Below are 18,759 nucleotides of genomic sequence, written 5' to 3' on the forward strand. Positions count from 1 at the left end.
ATCTTTCGTCATGCGCTTGCAAATGAATGGTCAGTGGTTGTGCCGGGGCATCTTCTCGGCAATCCGGCGGAAATCCGCGGCCCCTTCCAGAACCGCACCGTCCGAAAGCTGGGTCACCGATTGACGATAGATGCGCTGCCAGGGCGTGGCATCCGCAGGCACCGCAGGAATGCCATCGGCCTTTCGGGCAGCAAGCTCTGCATCCGGTACCAACGCGTCGCACTTGCCCTGATTGAAATCGATGCGGATCACGTCACCCGTGCGAAGCCATGCCAGTCCTCCACCGGCGGCACTTTCTGGCGAGGCATTGAGGATCGACGGGCTATCCGCGGTTCCCGATTGCCGGCCGTCGCCGATTGTCGGCAGGCTGGTGATGCCTTTTTTCAACAGCGCGTCCGGCGGCTGCATGTTGACGACCTCAGCCGAACCCGGCCAGCCGAGCGGTCCGGCCCCGCGAATGACGAGAATGGTGCGCTCATCGATATCGAGAGAAGGATCGTTGATACGGGCGTGATAGTCTTCCGAACCATCGAAAACTACACATTTGCCCTCGAAAATCCCCTCACGACCCGGCTCGCTCAAATAACGCTGCCGGAATTCCGCCGAGATCACGCTCGTCTTCATGATGGCGAAATCGAACAGATTGCCCTTGAGGACGAGGAAACCGGCCCGTTCCTTGAGCGGCTTATCGTAAGGAAGGATTACGTCGCGGTCGGTCGATTCCCGCCCGTCCAGATTTTCCGCCACGGTCTTGCCGGTCACGGTCGGACAGCTCCCATCAAGCTTGCCTGCCTTCAGAAGCTCCCACATGATGGCGGGCGTACCGCCGGCACGGTGATATTTCTCGCCCAGCCATTTTCCGGCGGGCTGGACATTGGCGATGAGCGGAATGTCATAACCGTGAACCTGCCAGTCTTCCTCGCGAAGTTCGACGCCCGCATGTTTCGCCATCGCCGCCAGATGCGGCTGGGCATTTGTCGAACCGCCGATCGCCGAATTGACGCGGATCGCGTTCAAAAACGCCTCGCGCGTCATGATATCCGAAGGCTTGATATTCTCGACAACCAGTTCGACGGCGCGGCGGCCGGTGCGATAGGCCATCTGGCCGCGTTCGCGGTAAGCGGCCGGGATCGCGCCGCAGCCGGTCAGCGACATACCGAGCGCTTCTGCGATGGCATTCATGGTAGAGGCCGTGCCCATGGTGTTGCAGTGGCCAACCGACGGAGCGGATTCGAGCGCCGCCTGCAGGAATTCCTCGCGGGTGATTTCGCCGGCGCCGTATTTGCGGCGCATGCGCCAGATGACCGTGCCGGAACCAACCAGATCGCCGTCATGATATCCGTCGAGCATCGGCCCACCGGATAAGACGATAGCCGGAATATCAACCGTGCTTGCCGCCATCAGCGCCGAAGGCGTGGTCTTGTCACAGCCCGTGGTCAACACGACGCCATCGAGCGGATAACCGTAAAGCACTTCCACCAGGCTGAGATAAGCAAGATTGCGGTCAAGCGCCGCTGTCGGTCGCTTGCAGTTTTCGAACATCGGATGGGTCGGAAACTCGATGGGGATGCCGCCCGCATCACGGATACCATCGCGCACCCGCTTGACCAGTTCGACATGGACGCGGTTGCAGGGCGTCAGGTCGCTGCCGCTCTGCGCGATGCCGATGACCGGCTTACCGGAACGCAGCTCTTCCGGCGTCACGCCATAATTCATGAAGCGCTCCAGATAGAGCGCCGTCATGTCGAGATGGTCAGGGTTGTCGAACCAGTCCTGGGATCGCAGCCGCCGCACGGGTGTCTTGTCGTCGCTCATGAGACCGCCTCAGCCCTGTTCCCGGTTGTTGAGTTTTTCGAGGTAAAGCAGGATACCGCTATGGTCGATATCGGCTCCACCATCGCTGACGAAATCATCGAACTCCCGCGTTACCTGCTGGGTCAAAGGCAACGTCAGGGACAAATCCTTCGCCGTCGCCAGCACCCCGTTCAGATCCTTGAGCTGGAACTTGGAGGGTCCGCCTGGCGCGAAATCGCGCTTCACCATGCGTTCGCCGTGCAATTCCAATATCCGGCTTTCGGCAAAACCGCCACGTATGGCGTTACGGAACCCTTCGCGGGATGCCCCGCCCGCTTCCACAAGCATCATCGCCTCGGCAACCGCGCCGATGGTGATGGCGACGATCTGCTGGTTTGCGAGTTTGCAAAGCTGGCCCGCACCGGAGGGGCCGACATAGGTGAGCCTGCCCATCGGCGCGAAGAAATCCGAAAGACCAGAGATCAGCGCCTCATCGCCACCGGCCATGATCGCGAGCGTACCCGCCGTTGCGCCCGGCACACCGCCGGAGACCGGCGCATCGACATGATGAATGCCCATTGCCCGTAGCCGGGAGGAGTGTTCGCGCGCAATAGGCGGCGCAATGGAGCTGCTGTCGATGACAACAGCGCCTTTTTCCAGCGCTTCGGCCACACCCGCCTCGAACAGCACCTCGCCCACGGCTTTGCCATCGCTCAGCATGGTGATGACGATATCGGCACCCCTGGCGGCTTCGGCCGGCGATGCCGCGAGAACCGCGCCATCGGCAACCAGCGCCTCAGCCTTTTCGACGCTGCGGTTCCACACCGCAACCGAAAAGCCCGCGCCCAGCAGACGCCGGGCCATCGGCCCGCCCATCAGGCCTGTGCCGATAAAGGCAACCGACCGCTTTTTCTCCTCCCCGCCGACACTCATTTCAGTGAACCTCCCAGTTCGTCCTCGATATGAACCTGAATGATCTCTTCGAAGGAGCTTTCAGCCGTAAAGCCAAGTTCACGGGCGCGCTTTGCTTCGAAACCGGGCGCCCAGCCTTCGCACATGCGCATGATCATCTCATTCGGCTCGCGGCGAATGAGGGCAACGGCCTTTTCGCCCGCAACCTTGCGCAGTGCTTCAATCTGTTCGCCAACGGTGGCGCTGAGGCCGGGCATGGACAGGTTGCGGCGCGGACCGACCTTTTCCACGTCGATCGTCGCACCATGAAGAAGGAAACCAACAGCGGAACGCGGCGAAGCGTGCCAATGGCGAATGCTTTCCGGCACCGGCAGAACCGCTTCCTGACCAACCAGCGGCTCGCGCAGGATGTTGGAGAAGAAGCCGGAAGCGGCCGCATTCGGCTTGCCGGGGCGAATGCAGATCGTCGGCAGGCGAATGCCGATACCGTCGAAGAAACCGCGACGGCTATAGTCGGAGAGCAGCAGCTCGCAGATCGCTTTCTGCGTGCCGTAGCTGGTCAGCGGCGTGGTGTGGAACTCATCCGGAATCGGATAGGGGAGCGGCGCACCGAATACGGCGATCGACGAGGTGAAGACCACGCGCGGCTTGTAACCGTCCTTGCCGTTGGCAATGCGGATGGCGTCGAAGAGATAACGCGTGCCATCGAGATTGATACGGTAGCCCTTGTCGAAATCAAGTTCGGCTTCACCGGATACGATGGCAGCAAGATGAAAGATCACATCGGGGCGGGCTTCGACCAGCTTTTCGGCTTCGCCCGGCGCGGACAGATCGGCTGCGCGCGCATCAACCGCACCGGAGAAGCCGGCGGGCGCTTCAGGCTGAAACACGTCGATAAGCGTGAATCTGTCAATCGACTTGCCGCCAAGCGATCCATCCTTGACGAGACGCTGCGTCAGCTTACGGCCAACCATGCCTGCAGCACCGATGATTGCAATATGCATATCTTCCTCCTCTTTGGCCCGGTCATTCTCCCGAGACCGAAAAAACATCATCGGCTCGTGAACCGATAAATTAGCTTGTAAGGTTGTCTGATAACCTTATATGGTTTGATTGAAAATAGTATTTTTTCACAAACCGGCAAAAGCAAGGGCGAAAGACCTTTGCCCGGATATTTTAGGGCGGATTGGACGGAGAGGGTGGAATGACGATCGTGAGCGAACACGATATCGAGGAATTGCGGTTCTCGCTGAAGAACAGGCTGGGCGAGGCATTGCTGCTGACATCGCAGGAAGACATGCTGCGCTATTGCCGCGACTGGCATGGCGACGTCACCAGTTCGGCGGTAGCCGTCATCCGCCCCCGTTCAACCAAGGAAGTCTCCGATACGGTTCGCGCCTGCGCCGAACTCGGTCTCGCCATCATCCCTCAGGGCGGCAATACCGGGCTGGTGCTCGGCGGCATTCCCGATGAGCCAAAGCGTCAGGTCGTGCTGAGCCTCGAGCGCATGAACGCCATCCGCACCATAGACAGCGACGATTTTTCGGCTGTCGTTGAAGCCGGCTGCATTCTGTCGGAATTCAAGGATGCGGTTCAGGACAAGGGAATGTTCTTTCCGCTGTCGCTCGGCGCGCAGGGCAGCTGCCGCATCGGCGGCAACGTCTCCACCAATGCTGGCGGCATCAACGTTCTGCGTTACGGCATGACCCGCGAACTGGTGCTGGGTCTCGAAGTGGTATTGCCTGATGGCACCATCTGGAATGGCCTGTCGACGCTGCGTAAGGACAATCGTGGCATTGACCTGAAGCAGCTTTTCATCGGCGCGGAAGGAACACTCGGCATCATCACGGCCGTGTCCGTAAAGCTCTACCCCAATCCAGAACATGTCGAGACGGCACTGCTCGGCCTCAATTCGCTGGATGACGCCATCAAGCTTTATCGCCGCGCCCGCCGCGAATGCTGCGACCTGATGTCCGCCTTCGAATTCATGCCGCCCGTCGCCTTCACGCTCGCAATCGAAGCAATCCCTGACCTTAAAATGCCGATCGCCGGAGATTATCCGGCCTATGTGCTGATGGAAATTTCCGGCTCGGGGCTAGTAGACACTGCCGACCTGATGGGACGGTTCCTCGAGGGCGTCATGGAAGACGGTCTGGTGCTGGACGGCGTCATCGCCTCCTCGCGAGCACAGGCGCAATCTCTGTGGCTTTTCCGCGAGGGCATGAACGAGGGTCAGGCGCTGCGCGGCAGCCATATGCGCACCGATATTTCCGTGCCGCTGTCAAAACTTGCGGCGTTCGTGGCCGAAGCAGAGGCTGAACTGGCGGAAAAACTGCCGGAATGCCTGGCGGTTTCCTATGGCCATGTCGGAGACGGCAACGTCCATCTCAATGTGCTGCCGCCAAACGGAGCAACGCCGCAGGAGCGCGAAACCTTCATCTACAAATCGAAAACCCTCGTCAACGAAGTCCTTGACCGTTACGTCGGCAGCATCAGCGCTGAGCACGGCATCGGCCGCCTGAAACGCTCCGATTTCGAAAGCCGGCTATCTGATGTGCAGCGCCGGATGATCACGGGTTTGAAAAATGCCTTTGACCCCGATTTGCGTATGAATCCCGGTTGCCAGATAACCCTGCAACCGGATAGCTAATCGAGAAACAGCAAAGGCGGCGGAATACGCCGCCTCTGAAAACCCCGCTGACGGCGAAGGAGGAAGTCGCCTGCCGCGGGAAAAAACGGACCAATCGTTTCTGTGGAACGGGAGCAATCATGACGCTGGAGTTCAGTCAGATACATCGCAACGATCATCTGCCCGGCCGGATCGCCGCGGAGATCGCCCGCGAAATTAATGATTCGAAACTCGGGCCGGGCGACAGGCTGCCGACGGAACATGTTCTGGCGAAAACCTTCGGCGTCAGCCGCTCGGTCATTCGTGAAGCGATCGCGCAATTGCGCAACGAAGGTTTTGTCGAAACACGGCAAGGCGTGGGCGCTTTCGTCACCGATCCCCGGCAGAGACTGTCCATTCGCATCGAGCGGTCCCGTCTGAACGATCCGGATAATTTCCGCGATCTCTTCCAGCTTCGCATGCCGATGGAAATCGAGGCGGCGGGTCTGGCGGCACTCCACCGCAACCCGCAGCAGCTGGCGCGGCTGGCGGCGGCACTGGAAAAGATGCGAACGACCGACGACTGGTCGACGGAGGGCGTTGCGGCCGATCTCGACTTTCACCGTATTCTGGCGGAAGCGACGCAGAACGAATATTTCCTGATGTTTCTCGGCTTTATCGCAGAACGCATCAGCTCGGCTATCAACATCGCCTTCTCCCGTGCTATTTTCGGGGAAATCCTAGAGGTGACGATCGCCGAACATGTGGCAATCTTCGAAGCCGTCGAACGCGCCGATGCGACTGCGGCCAAGGATGCGATGCGCAAACATCTGCTCGGGGCAGCAAGCCGGGTCAATCTGGAACTGGATATCTTCTGAGCCGCAAACAGAAGCTTAAACGGCAAAGCTATAGGACAGGTTTCGCTGCTTTCCGGCAATCCAGAGGCGAAAGACGATAATTTTGTCTGCGGTGCCGCTAGACTCGCTGTAAAAGTCATACTAAGAAGAATGAGATTAGGTTGTCAGACATCCAGACAATATGACCGCAGGAGGCGGCTGTCGGAGGGCTGAAGGGGAGGATATATATGACCGGCTCAAGGTCCATCGACGCTACCGCTATTTTGCCTGAAGACTTTGAAAACGCCCTGCTCGTCGGCCGCGTATGGTCGAAAAGCGAAGGCGGCCCCTGCCCCGTTCTGCTCAAAGGCGGCGTGCTTTACGACCTCACCTCTATTTCGCCGACCATGTCGGAACTTCTGGAAAAGACGGATCTGGTGGAGCTGCTTGCAGACACCGGCACATTCGTAGCGCTTGGCGCGCTCGAGGCCTTTCTGGATGGCTCCGCTGGTGAACTTCTCGCCCCCAACGATATTCAGGCCGTCAAGGCTGCAGGCGTGACCTTCGCCGACAGCATGCTGGAACGCGTGATCGAGGAGCAGGCCAAAGGCGATCCACTTCGCGCGCAGGAAATACGCGGACGGCTGGCGCCGGTTCTCGGCGACAATCTCAAGGGACTTGAGGCCGGTTCGGAAAAAGCAGCCGAAGTGAAGAAACTGCTGCAGGAAATGGGCCTGTGGTCGCAATATCTGGAAGTTGGCATCGGTCCGGATGCGGAGATATTCTCCAAGGCGCAGGCCATGGCCTCCGTCGGCTGCGGCGCGCTGATCGGCGTTCACCCGAAGTCGCAGTGGAACAACCCGGAGCCGGAAGTGGTGCTGGCCATTGCCTCCGACGGCCGTATCGTTGGCGCGACGCTCGGCAACGACGTCAACCTGCGTGACTTCGAGGGCCGCTCCGCCCTCCTGCTCAGCAAAGCAAAAGACAACAACGCATCCTGCGCAATCGGTCCCTTCATCCGCCTGTTTGATGGACGCTTTACCATCGAAGACGTGAAGAAGGCGCAGATATCGCTTCTGGTCGAAGGCGAGGACGGCTTCACCATGACCGGTGCAAGCGCAATGCAGGCGATCAGCCGCACGCCGGAAAACCTCGCTTCCCAGCTCTTGAACCGCAACCATCAGTATCCTGACGGCGCCGTCTTTTTCCTTGGTACGATGTTCGCGCCGGTAAAGGACCGCCATGGCCCGGGTCTCGGCTTCACCCACTCCAAGGGCGACCGTGTCGAAATCTCCACGCCCAAGCTCGGCAAGCTGATCAACTGGGTCACGACGACAGACGAATGCCCGGAATGGACATTCGGCACCGCGGCCCTCATGCGCAACCTGGCGAAACGCGGGCTGCTCTAGGCAATCCAGCAAAACTGCATCGCGGTTTTGCGCCCAGAATTGCGAAAACCCATAGGTGGAGCATTGAGGGCGATCCTTCGTCGAAAATGCTCCAGATATTTCTTCGGGAGGGGAAAATGCAAAAGACCATCAATCTCTTTTACCGGATTCTCGAAATCATTCTCGTCCTGCTGCTCGCCGGCATGTCGATCATGGTCTTCGTCAACGTTGTCATGCGTTACACGATGAATTCCGGCATCAATATCTCGGAAGAATTGTCGCGATACTTCTTCGTATGGCTGACCTTCATCGGCGCCGTACTGACCTTCCGTGAAAACAGCCATATGGGCATCGAAACTCTCGTGATGTTCCTGTCGCGCCGCGCCCGTGTCGTGTGCATGGTCTTGTCGAACATTATCATTCTGGGCTGTTCCGCCATCTTCTTCTGGGGAACATGGAAGCAGTCCGCCATCAACGCCAGCATGCATGCGCCTGTCACCAAGCTGTCGATGATCTGGGTCTACGGCATCGGCATGTTCACCGGCGGCCTGATGTTCATCATCGCTCTGGAACGCCTCTACCGTTATGTGACGGGCCGCGTGACAGAGGATGAAATCGCCCAGTTCGCCGGCGAGAACCTCACGATCGAACAGCTTTCGGAGCGCTGATACCATGACACTTTTCGTTTTTGTCGGCTCTCTTCTCGGAGCCATGGCGATTGGCGTTCCCGTCGCTTTCTCGCTGATGTTCTGTGGCGTCGTGCTCATGTGGTACATGGGCATGTTCAACACCGCGATCATCGCCCAGAACATGATCTCGGGCGCGGACACCTTCACGCTGCTCGCCATCCCCTTCTTCATTCTGGCTGGCGAACTGATGAACTCCGGTGGTCTTTCCCGCCGCATCATCGACTTTGCGATTGCGCTTGTGGGCCATATCAGGGGCGGTCTCGGTATCGTCGCGATTGTCGCGGCCATCATCATGGCCAGCATCTCCGGTTCGGCCGCTGCCGACACCGCAGCCCTTGCCGCAATCCTCATCCCGATGATGGCGAAAGCCGGTTACAACATTCCGCGCTCCGGCGGCCTCATCGCTGCAGGCGGCATCATTGCCCCGGTCATTCCGCCTTCCATGGCCTTCATCGTCTTCGGCGTCGCCGCCAACGTTTCGATCACCCAGCTCTTCCTTGCCGGTATCGTACCCGGCATTCTGATGGGCATTTCGCTGATCATCGCCTGGCTGATCGTGGTCCGAAAGGATAACATCAAGCCGCTGCCCAAGACCTCGGGCAAGGAACGTCTGGTTGCCACGGTACGCGCCGGCTGGGCGCTTGGCATGCCGGTCATCATTCTGGGCGGCATCAAGGCAGGCATCATGACGCCGACGGAAGCCGCCGTTGTCGCTGCCGGCTACGCTCTTTTCGTCGGCATGGTGATCTACCGCGAACTGAAGCCGGCGGATCTGTTCCACGTTCTTCTGCGCGCTGCCAAGAGCACCTCGATCATCATGTTCCTTGTCTGCGCAGCCCTCGTCTCCGCATGGCTCATCACGGCTGCGAACATTCCAAACGAAGTCGCAGGTTATATCGAACCGCTGATCGATCGTCCGATGCTTCTGATGGTTGCCATGATGGTGCTGGTCTTCATCGTAGGAACCGCGCTCGACCTGACACCAACCATCCTGATCCTGACGCCCGTTCTGATGCCCATCGTCAAGCAGGCAGGCATCGACCCGGTCTATTTCGGCGTCCTCTTCATCATCAACAATGCCATCGGCCTGATTACCCCGCCGGTCGGTGTCGTGCTGAACGTCGTCTCAGGCGTCGGACGCATCCCGCTCGGCAAGGTCACGATCGGTGTCTGGCCTTTCCTCGTTGCAGAAACCATCGTTCTGGCGTTGCTCGTGGTTTTCCCGGACATCGTGATGGTTCCGCTGCAGTACCTTCGTTAATCGCCACTTCTCAACCAAAATCCAAGGGAGGATATTATGAGAAAGCTTCTTCTGACCACCACGGCCATCGCTTTTGCGGTGGGCGCCGCAGCCCCGGCAATGGCTGAATTCAACAGCCGCAACATCCGCGTTTCGAACGGCATCAACCAGGACCACCCGGTCGGCAACGGCATCAAGGCCATGCAGGCCTGCCTCGACGACAAGTCGGGCGGCAAGCTGAAGCTGACGGCATTCTGGGGCGGCGCTCTCGGCGGTGACCTTCAGGCGACGCAGGCCCTGCGCTCCGGCGTTCAGGAAGCGGTTGTTACGTCCTCGTCACCGCTCGTCGGCCTGATCCCGTCGCTCGGCGTCTTCGACCTGCCGTTCCTGTTTTCCAATGCCAAGGAAGCCGATGCCGTGATGGACGGCGCCTTCGGCGACATGATGAACAAGAAGCTGGAAGAACAGGGCCTCGTAAACCTGGCCTACTGGGAAAACGGTTTCCGCAACCTCTCGAACTCCAAGCACGCCGTGAACAAGTGGGAAGACTTTTCCGGCCTGAAGGTTCGCGTGATGCAGAACAACATCTTCCTCGACACCTTCCAGAACCTCGGCGCCAATGCAACGCCGATGGCTTTCGGTGAAGTGTTCTCGGCACTTGAAACCAACGCGATCGACGCACAGGAAAACCCCTATGTGACGATCGACACCTCCAAGTTCTACGAGGTGCAGAAGTACATCACCGAGACGAACCACGCCTACACGCCGTTCCTCTTCCTCTTCTCCAAGCCGATCTTCGACAGCTACACGCCCGAAGAACAGACGGCCCTGCGCGAATGCGCAGTCGTCGGCCGTGACGAAGAGCGCAAGGTCATCCGCGAACTGAACCAGAAGTCGCTGGAAAAGATCAAGGCTGCAGGACTTGAAGTGAACTCGCTGTCTGCGGAAGAGCAGGCACGTATCCGCGAAAAGTCGATGGTCGTCTACGAAAAGCACAAGGCTGAAATCGGTGCCGACGTCGTTGACGCCGTTCTGGCGGACCTGAAGAAGATCCGCGGCCAGTAATCCTGTCTGGATAAAATTAAAACACCCGGAGGTCAGCCTCCGGGTGTTTTTGTTTATGCGAATACAGAAAAGAAAAAGGCTGCCAAAGCAGCCTCTTCCAGAAAATCAGGACGCCGTGCGGTTTTGCCGGTTGGCGATGAGATCTTCGACCACCGCCGGATCGGCAAGCGTCGAGGTATCCCCAAGCGCGCCGAAATCATCCTCCGCGATCTTGCGCAGAATACGCCGCATGATCTTACCCGAACGGGTCTTCGGCAGGCCTGGCGCGAACTGGATCTTGTCTGGCGTCGCAACCGGCCCGATCTCGTTGCGGACGTGCTTTACCAGCTCCTCGCGCAGCGCATAGTCGCCGCTCTGGCCCGCCATCAACGTGACATAACAATAAATGCCCTGCCCCTTGATGGCATGCGGGTAACCCACGACCGCCGCTTCCGAAACCTGATGATGCGAAACAAGTGCCGACTCGACTTCGGCGGTGCCGAGGCGGTGGCCGGAGACGTTAAGCACGTCATCGACGCGGCCAGTGATCCAGTAATAACCGTCCTCATCGCGCCGGCAGCCGTCACCGGTGAAATACTTGCCCTTATAGGTCGAGAAGTAGGTGTCGACGAAGCGCTGGTGATCCCCGTAAACGGACCGCGACTGGCCCGGCCAGCTGTCGATGATGCAGAGATTGCCGTCGGCCGGCCCCTCCAGCACGTTGCCTTCGGCATCGACCAGCTGCGGCTGCACGCCGAAGAACGGCCTTGTCGCCGAACCCGGCTTCAGGTCCGTCGCACCCGGCAGCGGCGAGATGAGAATGCCGCCCGTTTCCGTCTGCCACCAGGTATCGACGATGGGGCTCTTGTCCTCGCCGACCACATGGTAATACCACTCCCACGCTTCGGGATTGATCGGCTCGCCCACCGTGCCGAGAAGCCGCAAGCTTTCGCGCGACGAACGCGTGACGAACTGGTCGCCGGCCCCCATCAGGGATCGGAGCGCCGTCGGTGCGGTGTAGAAGATGTTGACCTTGTGCTTGTCGATGACTTCCCAGAACCGTCCCTGATCCGGGAAGTTGGGAACGCCTTCGAACATCAGCGTCGTCGCACAGTTCGCCAGCGGCCCGTAGACGATGTAGGAATGGCCGGTGACCCAGCCGACATCGGCGGTGCACCAGAAGACCTCCCCGTCCTTGTAGTCGAAGACGTATTCATGCGTCATCGACGTATAGACGAGATAGCCGCCCGTGGTGTGCAGCACGCCCTTCGGCTTGCCGGTGGAGCCTGACGTGTAGAGGATGAACAGCGGATCTTCCGCTCTCATCTTCACCGGCGGGCAATCCGGTTTCACCGTGGCGATTTCCTGATGGTACCAGATGTCGCGGCCGGGCGCCCAGCCGGTCTTGCCGCCGGTGCGGCGCACGACCAGAACCTTGTTGACGATGACATATTGCTTGGCGGCAATATCGATCGCCTTGTCGGTATTTTCCTTGAGCGGGATCGGCTTGCCGCCACGCACGCCTTCATCGCAGGTGATGACGAAGGTGGACTGGCAATCGACGATGCGGCCGGCCAGGGCTTCCGGCGAGAAGCCGCCGAACACGACCGAATGAATGGCGCCGATGCGGGCGCAGGCGAGCATGGCATAGGCCGCCTCGGGTATCATCGGCATATAGATGGTGACCCGGTCGCCCTTCTTGACACCATGCTTCTTCAGCACGTTCGCCAGGCGGCAGACATAGTCATAGAGCTGATTGTAGGTGATCTTCTTGTCGATATAGGGATTGTCACCTTCCCAGATGATCGCCGTGCGTTCGCCATGCGTCTTCAGGTGCCGGTCGATACAGTTGTAGGAGACGTTCGTCAGGCCGTCCTCGAACCACTTGATCGGCACTCTTCCCTTGAAGGACGTGTTCTTGACCTTGGTATAGGGCTTGAACCAGTCGATCCGCCGGCCGTGCTTGTCCCAGAACTTCTCGGGATCCTCGACGCTCTCCTGATACCATTTCTGGTAACGCTCATTGTCGATGAGCGTGCGGGCTTTCGCCGATTTGAGCACGGGGTAGATTTTGGCAGACATGAACTCCTCCTGGAACCAGATATGGCTTGATATGCGCGACCTTGAGACTCCCACCTCAGGCATGTGTTGAATTCATAGCAGTTCAAATGCACACGGCAATTAGACAAAGGCATTTGTTTCGCAAAGAATTGCAATTATGATGCAATCCGGTTATAGAGCGCCAATATCCCGGAAATCAGTGGTTGATACCACGCCCGCGACCCCGGCGCGGACGGACAGAAGGACTGTATCTATGGCTCAACAATTGCTCATGCCAAAAGCTACGGCTGTATGGCTGGTAGACAACACCGCGCTGTCGTTCGATCAGATCGCCACGTTCTGCAAACTGCATCCGCTCGAAGTCAAGGCAATCGCCGACGGTGAAGCCGCGCAGGGCATCAAGGGCCTCGACCCGATCGCGACCGGACAGCTTTCCCGCGACGAGATCGCCCGCGCTGAAGGCAACCCGAACCACAAGCTCAAGCTTTCCGAGCCAAAGGTTCGTGTGCCGGAATCCAAGCGCCGTGGCCCGCGCTACACGCCGGTTTCCAAGCGTCAGGATCGTCCGAACGCCATTCTCTGGCTGGTCCGCAATCATCCTGAGCTGAAGGACGCGCAGATTTCGCGTCTTGTTGGCACCACCAAATCCACCATCGAGCAGATCCGCGACCGCACCCACTGGAACTCGGCAAACCTCACCCCGATGGACCCGGTAACGCTTGGTCTCTGCAGCCAGATCGATCTCGATCTTGAAGTTGAACGCGCATCGCGCGGCCGCCCGCTGCCGACAGCAGAAGAGCTTGGCAACACGCTGCAGCCGGCAACGGCGACGGAAGGTCTGGATTACAACTTCCAGCGCGACGAAGAAGAAAAGCAGATCGACGCGGACGCCGTCTTCAAGAAGCTCAGCTCGCTGAAATCGGCTCCGAAGGACGAAGACGAGGACGATCACTACTGATCGAAAGTCTTTCCGTTTATGAAAACCCGGCCGTCGTGCCGGGTTTTTTGTTTTCAGAGCTTCAGGGCACTTCCAGTAAACCGGCTATGCGCTTTGCCGGAAATGCTCTAGCGGGCACCGAAGATTGCCGAGCCGACACGCACGCTGGTGGCGCCGAATTCTATCGCAGTCTCGAAGTCCCCCGACATGCCCATGGAAAGCTTCTCGAGGCCGCATTGTCTGGCAAGCTTCGCCAGAAGCGCAAAATGCGGACCGGGATTTTCATCCGCAGGCGGAATGCACATCAGGCCCTCTACCGACAATTTCAGCTCGTCCCGGCAAAAAGCCACGAAGGCGACGGTCTCGCGTGGATCGATGCCAGCCTTCTGTGGCTCCAGCCCGGTATTGACCTGCACATAAAAACGAAGGCTGCGGCCCTGTTTGACGCATTCCTCAGAAAGCGCACGGGCGATCTTTTCCCGATCAACGCTCTGTACGACGTCGAACAGCGCAACTGCATCCGCCGCCTTGTTGGATTGCAGCGGCCCGATCAGGTGCAGCTCTATACCCGATGTCTTTTCTTTAAGCGCAGGCCACTTGCCCTGCGCTTCCTGTACGCGGTTCTCGCCGAACACGCGCTGGCCGCTGTCGATCACCGGCTGGATCTCTTGCGCATCGAACGTCTTCGAGACGGCGACGAGAGAAACATCCGTCGCCTTGCGGCCGGACTTTTCCGCTGTCTCCGCTATGCGTTGCCTGACATCCTCAAGACGTGCTTCGATTTCCATCACAGGACCTCTATTTGAAACATTCTGAACGCTAACTAGACGCCGATTGCCTTGATGCCAAGCGGGTTTAGCACCATTTGAGGCACGCTGGCCAAGATTGAACGCCCGGAGGCCCCGCCAAACTTGACGCCCCGGTCGTTTCATGGTGAAGGTCAGCGCAAATTTTTCCCCTCGATACCCGGAATTCTAAACAATGGCCATCGAACGTTACAATCCTCGCGACGCCGAGCCGCGCTGGCAGCAGAAATGGAACGAAGACAAGGTTTTCGTGACCGACAACAGCGATCCGCGCGAGAAGTATTACGTTCTAGAGATGTTTCCCTACCCGTCGGGACGCATTCACATGGGCCACGTCCGCAACTACGCGATGGGCGATGTCGTTGCGCGCTACAAGCGCGCGCGCGGCTTCAACGTTCTGCACCCCATGGGCTGGGACGCCTTCGGCATGCCTGCCGAAAACGCGGCTATGCAGAACAAGGTTCACCCGAAGGACTGGACCTATCAGAACATCGCCACCATGCGTGGCCAGCTGAAATCCATGGGCCTGTCGCTGGACTGGACCCGCGAATTTGCGACTTGCGATGTGGAATATTACCACCGCCAGCAGGCGCTGTTCGTCGATTTCATGGAAAAGGGTCTGGTCTACCGCAAGCAGTCCAAGGTCAACTGGGATCCGGTCGACCATACCGTTCTGGCCAATGAGCAGGTCATCGACGGCCGCGGCTGGCGTTCCGGCGCGCTGGTCGAACAGCGTGAATTGACGCAGTGGTTCTTCCGAATCACCGATTTCAGCCAGGATCTGCTGGACGAGCTGGACACGCTGGATCAGTGGCCGGAAAAAGTACGCCTGATGCAGAAGAACTGGATCGGCCGCTCCGAAGGCCTTTCGCTGCGCTGGCAGACCGTTGCTGGCACAGTGCCGGAAGGCTTTGGCGACATAACCGTTTATACCACGCGTCCCGACACCCTGTTCGGCGCATCCTTCCTGGCAATCGCCGCCGACCATCCGCTGGCAAGAGAGCTGTCGGAGAAGAACCCTGATATTGCCGAGTTCTGCGACGAGTGCCGCCGCCATGGCACGTCTCTCGCAGCGCTGGAAACAGCGGAAAAGAAGGGTATCGATACCGGCGTCAAGGTCGTGCATCCGCTGGACCCGACGTGGGAACTGCCGGTCTATGTCGCCAACTTCGTGCTGATGGACTACGGCACCGGCGCGATATTCGGCTGCCCTTCGGGTGACCAGCGCGATCTGGATTTCGCCCGTAAATACGATTTGCCGGTAGTGGCCGTCGTTGCGCCGGAAGGCCCCGACGCCGCCAGCTTCACCATTGAAGACGTCGCCTTCACCGATGATGGCGTGATGATCAACTCCGGCTTCCTGAACGGCATGAACACGACTGACGCCTTTGAGGCGGTCGTGCAGAAGCTCTCTGCCCAGACGCTGGGCAACACGCCGCAGGCCGAGCGCAAGGTCAATTTCCGCCTGCGCGACTGGGGCATTTCCCGCCAGCGTTACTGGGGTTGCCCGATACCCGTCATCCATTGCGAAGTCTGCGGCGTAGTTCCGGTTCCGAAGAAGGACCTGCCGGTCAAGCTGCCCGACGACGTGACCTTCGACGTGCCCGGCAACCCACTGGATCGCCACCCCACATGGCGTCACGTTGCCTGCCCGCAATGCGGCCATGACGCACGCCGTGAAACCGACACGATGGACACATTCGTCGATTCCAGCTGGTACTACACGCGCTTCACCGCGCCTTGGGAAGATGAGCCGACGGATCCGAAGGCCGCAAACCACTGGCTGCCGGTGGACCAGTATATCGGCGGCATCGAGCATGCTATTCTGCACTTGCTCTATTCGCGCTTCTTCACCCGCGCCATGCGCGAGACCGGCCATGTCGGCGTCAAGGAGCCCTTCAAGGGCCTGTTCACGCAGGGCATGGTTGTGCACGAGACCTATAGCCACGGTGAAGGCCTGACCCGTGAATGGGTAGCGCCCGCCGACCTGCGCATCGAAGAGACTGACGGTGCCCGCCGGGCATTCCTCTTGTCCTCCGGTGAGGAAGTGAAGATCGGCTCGATCGAGAAGATGTCGAAGTCGAAGAAGAACGTGGTTGACCCGGATGACATCATCGCATCCTACGGTGCGGATACCGCTCGCTTCTTCGTCCTGTCGGATTCCCCGCCCGACCGCGACGTCATCTGGTCCGAAGCCGGTGTGGAAGGCTCAAACCGCTTCGTACAGCGCGTCTGGCGCATCATCGGCGAAGTCGCGACCGAACTGAAGAGCGTCACGCCGAAGCCCGCGAGCGAGGGCGAGGGCCTGGCAGTATCCAAGGCGGCCCACAAGACGCTGAAGGCCGTTCAGGAGGATCTGGACAAGCTTGCCTTCAACAAGGCGATCGCCCGCATCTACGAACTGGTCAACGCGCTCGCAGCTCCGCTGGCGGATGTCGCGGCTGGTGGCAAGCCTGATGACGTCAAGGCGGCGGCGCGTGATGCCGTCGAAATCCTCATTCGCATCATTGCCCCCATGACGCCGCATCTGGCCGAAGAATGCTGGTCGGCGCTGGGCAACGAGGGTCTCGTCGCCCAGACGCCGTGGCCAACTTTTGTACCCTCGCTGGTCGAGGAAAACGATGTGGTCATGCCCGTTCAGGTCAACGGCAAGAAGCGCGGCGAATTGACAATCGCGCGCGATGCGGATCAAGATGCGGTCCGAGCGGCTGCCCTTGCGCTGGATGCCGTCAAATCCATTCTTGCCGGTGGCGAGCCCAAAAAAGTCATCGTGGTTCCGCAGAGGATTGTGAACATTGTTGTCTGACGTTTTTTCGAGATGGAGCCGCGTTGCGGCAGCAGTTTCCGTCGTGATGATGGCCGGTCTTCTGGCAGGCTGCCAGGTCCGCCCGCTTTACGGCGAGGCTTCCGGAACCAAGGAGAGACTGGCGGCTGTCAGCATCTCGAATGCCGGCGACCGCATAACGCAGGAAGTGCGCAATCAGCTGATCTTCCTGGTGTCCGGCGGTGCGGGTGAACCGGCTACGGCTCAGTACAACGTCAAGTTATCCGTAAGCTCGAGCGCCACGTCCACGGAAGTCGAGAACTACGATCTGACGACCCGTACCAACAGCAATTATAACGGCCCTTACCCAGGCCGTGTTGTGATGAACGGTAATTACGTCCTGACGCGTATTTCCGACGGCCAGATCCTGCGCTCCGCGCGGCGTAGCGTAACGGCGCAGGTGGATCTGCCACAGCAGGAATTCGCCAAGATCAGGGCGATCCGCGACGCAGAAAACCGTGCGGCCCGGGAACTGGCTGAAATCATCCGTACCGATATCGCTGCCACCCTTGGCCGCTGAGAGCGGCGGCCGTGGCAGAGATAAAATCGCATGAATTTGAGCGCTTCGCCGAAAATCCGGCGGAGCGCTTTCGCGTTTTCGTGCTCTACGGCCCGGATCGCGGCCTCGTGTCGGAGCGGGCCAACCTCATCGCCAAAAAGACCGGCATTGACCCGGATGACGCCTTTGCATCGTTGAAGCTGAGCGCATCCGACCTGCAGGGCGATCCCGGCCGCCTTCTCGACGAAGTGAACGCCATCGGCCTTTTCGGTGGCGAAAAACTCGTCTGGATCAAAAGTGCCTCGGCTGAAAAGGCGCTGGTGGATGCTCTCCAGATTCTGGCTGAGACGCCGCCCGAAGCCAGCTTTCTCATCATCGAGGCCGGCGACATTAAAAAAGGCACGGGCCTGCGCAAGATCGCAGAACCCGCTCGCTCTATCGCAGCAATCCCGTGTTATGCGGATGACGCCCGTTCGTTGAATGCGTTGATCGATCAGGAACTGTCTGCCGACAATCTGCGCATTGCCCCGGCCGCACGGCAGAGGCTGATCGAGCAGTTGGGCGGCGACCGGATTGCTTCGCGCAACGAGATCCGCAAGCTTGCGCTCTATTGCCGCGGCGCAGAGGTGATCGAGGAAGATGATGTGCTGGCAATCATCGGCGATGCCAGCACGGTTTCGGCTGACGACGCCGTCGATGCCATCCTGAAGGGCGACAGAAACGCCTTTTTCCACGCGACCCAGAAGATCGTCTCGTCGAAGACGCCGATCTTTCTCGTGCTTCAGGGATGCCTCAAGCAATTTCAGTTGCTGGATCAGATGCGCGCCGAAATGGATGAGAAAAAGCAGCAGGCCGGGCAGGTCATGCAAACGCTTGGACGCCACATCCATTTTCGCAGGAAACCGGTTATCGAAAGGGCGCTGCGAACCTGGCAGCCAGCGGCGATCGCCCGTGAGATGAACCGCCTGCAAGCGGCCATATTGCAAAGCCGCCAGCGCCAAAGCCTGGAAGACAGCGTGGCGCTTTTGACCCTGCTATCGACCACATTGCAATCAGGCCGCGGCGGATAACTCGCTGAAGATCGGCAAAAAGCCCTCACGCTGACGCTGCGAGGGCTTTTA

Annotated in this window: 15 protein-coding genes; 10 read left to right on the plus strand and 5 right to left on the minus strand. The window is 59.3% G+C overall.

The annotated features are described in order from the left end of the window. Positions 1-30: 30 nt before the first annotated feature. Genes G6L97_RS11635 through denD form a run of 3 tightly spaced genes read right to left on the minus strand, consistent with a single transcriptional unit; the run spans position 31 to position 3,710 of the window. Entirely contained in the window at positions 31-1,815 is a 1,785-nt protein-coding gene (locus G6L97_RS11635; protein ID WP_003516539.1) for an IlvD/Edd family dehydratase, read from the minus strand. Positions 1,816-1,824: 9 nt separating this feature from the next. After that, positions 1,825-2,727 (minus strand): NAD(P)-dependent oxidoreductase, encoded by a 903-nt coding sequence (locus G6L97_RS11640; protein ID WP_065688697.1) that lies wholly within the window; start codon positions 2,725-2,727, stop codon positions 1,825-1,827. After that, positions 2,724-3,710 carry a D-erythronate dehydrogenase gene (gene denD / locus G6L97_RS11645; RefSeq protein ID WP_003516536.1) on the minus strand — a complete coding sequence of 329 codons (987 nt, stop codon included), beginning with the start codon at positions 3,708-3,710 and terminating at the stop codon, positions 2,724-2,726. Before denD ends, G6L97_RS11640 begins: the two co-directional genes overlap by 4 nt. A 200-nt stretch (positions 3,711-3,910) precedes the next feature. Here denD and G6L97_RS11650 point away from each other — a divergent pair, with 200 nt between their 5' ends. The 6 genes from G6L97_RS11650 (at position 3,911) to G6L97_RS11675 (ending at position 10,532) form a co-directional block, all read left to right on the plus strand. Then, complete coding sequence (locus G6L97_RS11650) at positions 3,911-5,356, plus strand: FAD-binding oxidoreductase (protein WP_038492498.1); 1,446 nt, start codon at positions 3,911-3,913, stop codon at positions 5,354-5,356. Positions 5,357-5,475: 119 nt separating this feature from the next. Then, on the plus strand, positions 5,476-6,192 hold the full coding sequence (locus G6L97_RS11655; protein ID WP_065659973.1) for a FadR/GntR family transcriptional regulator: 717 nt from the start codon (positions 5,476-5,478) through the stop codon (positions 6,190-6,192). A gap of 206 nt (positions 6,193-6,398) precedes the next feature. Then, the gene (locus G6L97_RS11660; protein WP_003516531.1) at positions 6,399-7,559 is read left to right on the plus strand and encodes a fumarylacetoacetate hydrolase family protein; all 1,161 of its coding nucleotides are present in this window, start codon (positions 6,399-6,401) and stop codon (positions 7,557-7,559) included. Positions 7,560-7,675: 116 nt separating this feature from the next. Then, a complete protein-coding gene (locus G6L97_RS11665) occupies positions 7,676-8,206 on the plus strand; it encodes a TRAP transporter small permease (RefSeq protein ID WP_003516529.1) in 531 nt (176 codons plus the stop codon). 4 nt (positions 8,207-8,210) lie between these two features. After that, positions 8,211-9,488: a TRAP transporter large permease gene (locus G6L97_RS11670; RefSeq protein ID WP_019566002.1), complete on the plus strand. Its 1,278-nt coding sequence runs from the start codon at positions 8,211-8,213 to the stop codon at positions 9,486-9,488. 36 nt (positions 9,489-9,524) lie between these two features. Next, positions 9,525-10,532 (plus strand): TRAP transporter substrate-binding protein, encoded by a 1,008-nt coding sequence (locus tag G6L97_RS11675; RefSeq protein ID WP_003516523.1) that lies wholly within the window; start codon positions 9,525-9,527, stop codon positions 10,530-10,532. A gap of 105 nt (positions 10,533-10,637) precedes the next feature. Here G6L97_RS11675 and acs read toward each other — a convergent pair whose 3' ends face one another. Continuing rightward, the gene (acs, locus tag G6L97_RS11680) at positions 10,638-12,593 is read right to left on the minus strand and encodes an acetate--CoA ligase (RefSeq protein ID WP_003516521.1); all 1,956 of its coding nucleotides are present in this window, start codon (positions 12,591-12,593) and stop codon (positions 10,638-10,640) included. 232 nt (positions 12,594-12,825) lie between these two features. On the opposite strand from acs, the gene G6L97_RS11685 reads away from it, so the two are divergent. Then, complete coding sequence (locus tag G6L97_RS11685) at positions 12,826-13,530, plus strand: DUF1013 domain-containing protein (RefSeq protein WP_003516519.1); 705 nt, start codon at positions 12,826-12,828, stop codon at positions 13,528-13,530. A 107-nt stretch (positions 13,531-13,637) separates the two neighbouring features. Here the strand turns inward: G6L97_RS11685 and G6L97_RS11690 are convergent, their stop codons facing one another. Beyond that, a complete protein-coding gene (locus tag G6L97_RS11690) occupies positions 13,638-14,297 on the minus strand; it encodes a YggS family pyridoxal phosphate-dependent enzyme (RefSeq protein WP_003516516.1) in 660 nt (219 codons plus the stop codon). Positions 14,298-14,490: 193 nt separating this feature from the next. Between G6L97_RS11690 and leuS the strand changes: the two genes are divergently transcribed. Genes leuS through holA form a run of 3 tightly spaced genes read left to right on the plus strand, consistent with a single transcriptional unit; the run spans position 14,491 to position 18,708 of the window. Next, a complete protein-coding gene (gene leuS / locus G6L97_RS11695; protein WP_111782550.1) occupies positions 14,491-17,121 on the plus strand; it encodes a leucine--tRNA ligase in 2,631 nt (876 codons plus the stop codon). Positions 17,122-17,167: 46 nt separating this feature from the next. After that, on the plus strand, positions 17,168-17,659 hold the full coding sequence (gene lptE, locus G6L97_RS11700) for an LPS assembly lipoprotein LptE (protein WP_003516512.1): 492 nt from the start codon (positions 17,168-17,170) through the stop codon (positions 17,657-17,659). An 11-nt stretch (positions 17,660-17,670) separates the two neighbouring features. Continuing rightward, positions 17,671-18,708 carry a DNA polymerase III subunit delta gene (holA, locus tag G6L97_RS11705; RefSeq protein ID WP_003516510.1) on the plus strand — a complete coding sequence of 346 codons (1,038 nt, stop codon included), beginning with the start codon at positions 17,671-17,673 and terminating at the stop codon, positions 18,706-18,708. The last annotated feature ends 51 nt before the right edge of the window (positions 18,709-18,759 follow it).

It is taken from the genome of Agrobacterium tumefaciens, assembly GCF_013318015.2.
GTDB classification, from domain to species: domain Bacteria; phylum Pseudomonadota; class Alphaproteobacteria; order Rhizobiales; family Rhizobiaceae; genus Agrobacterium; species Agrobacterium tumefaciens.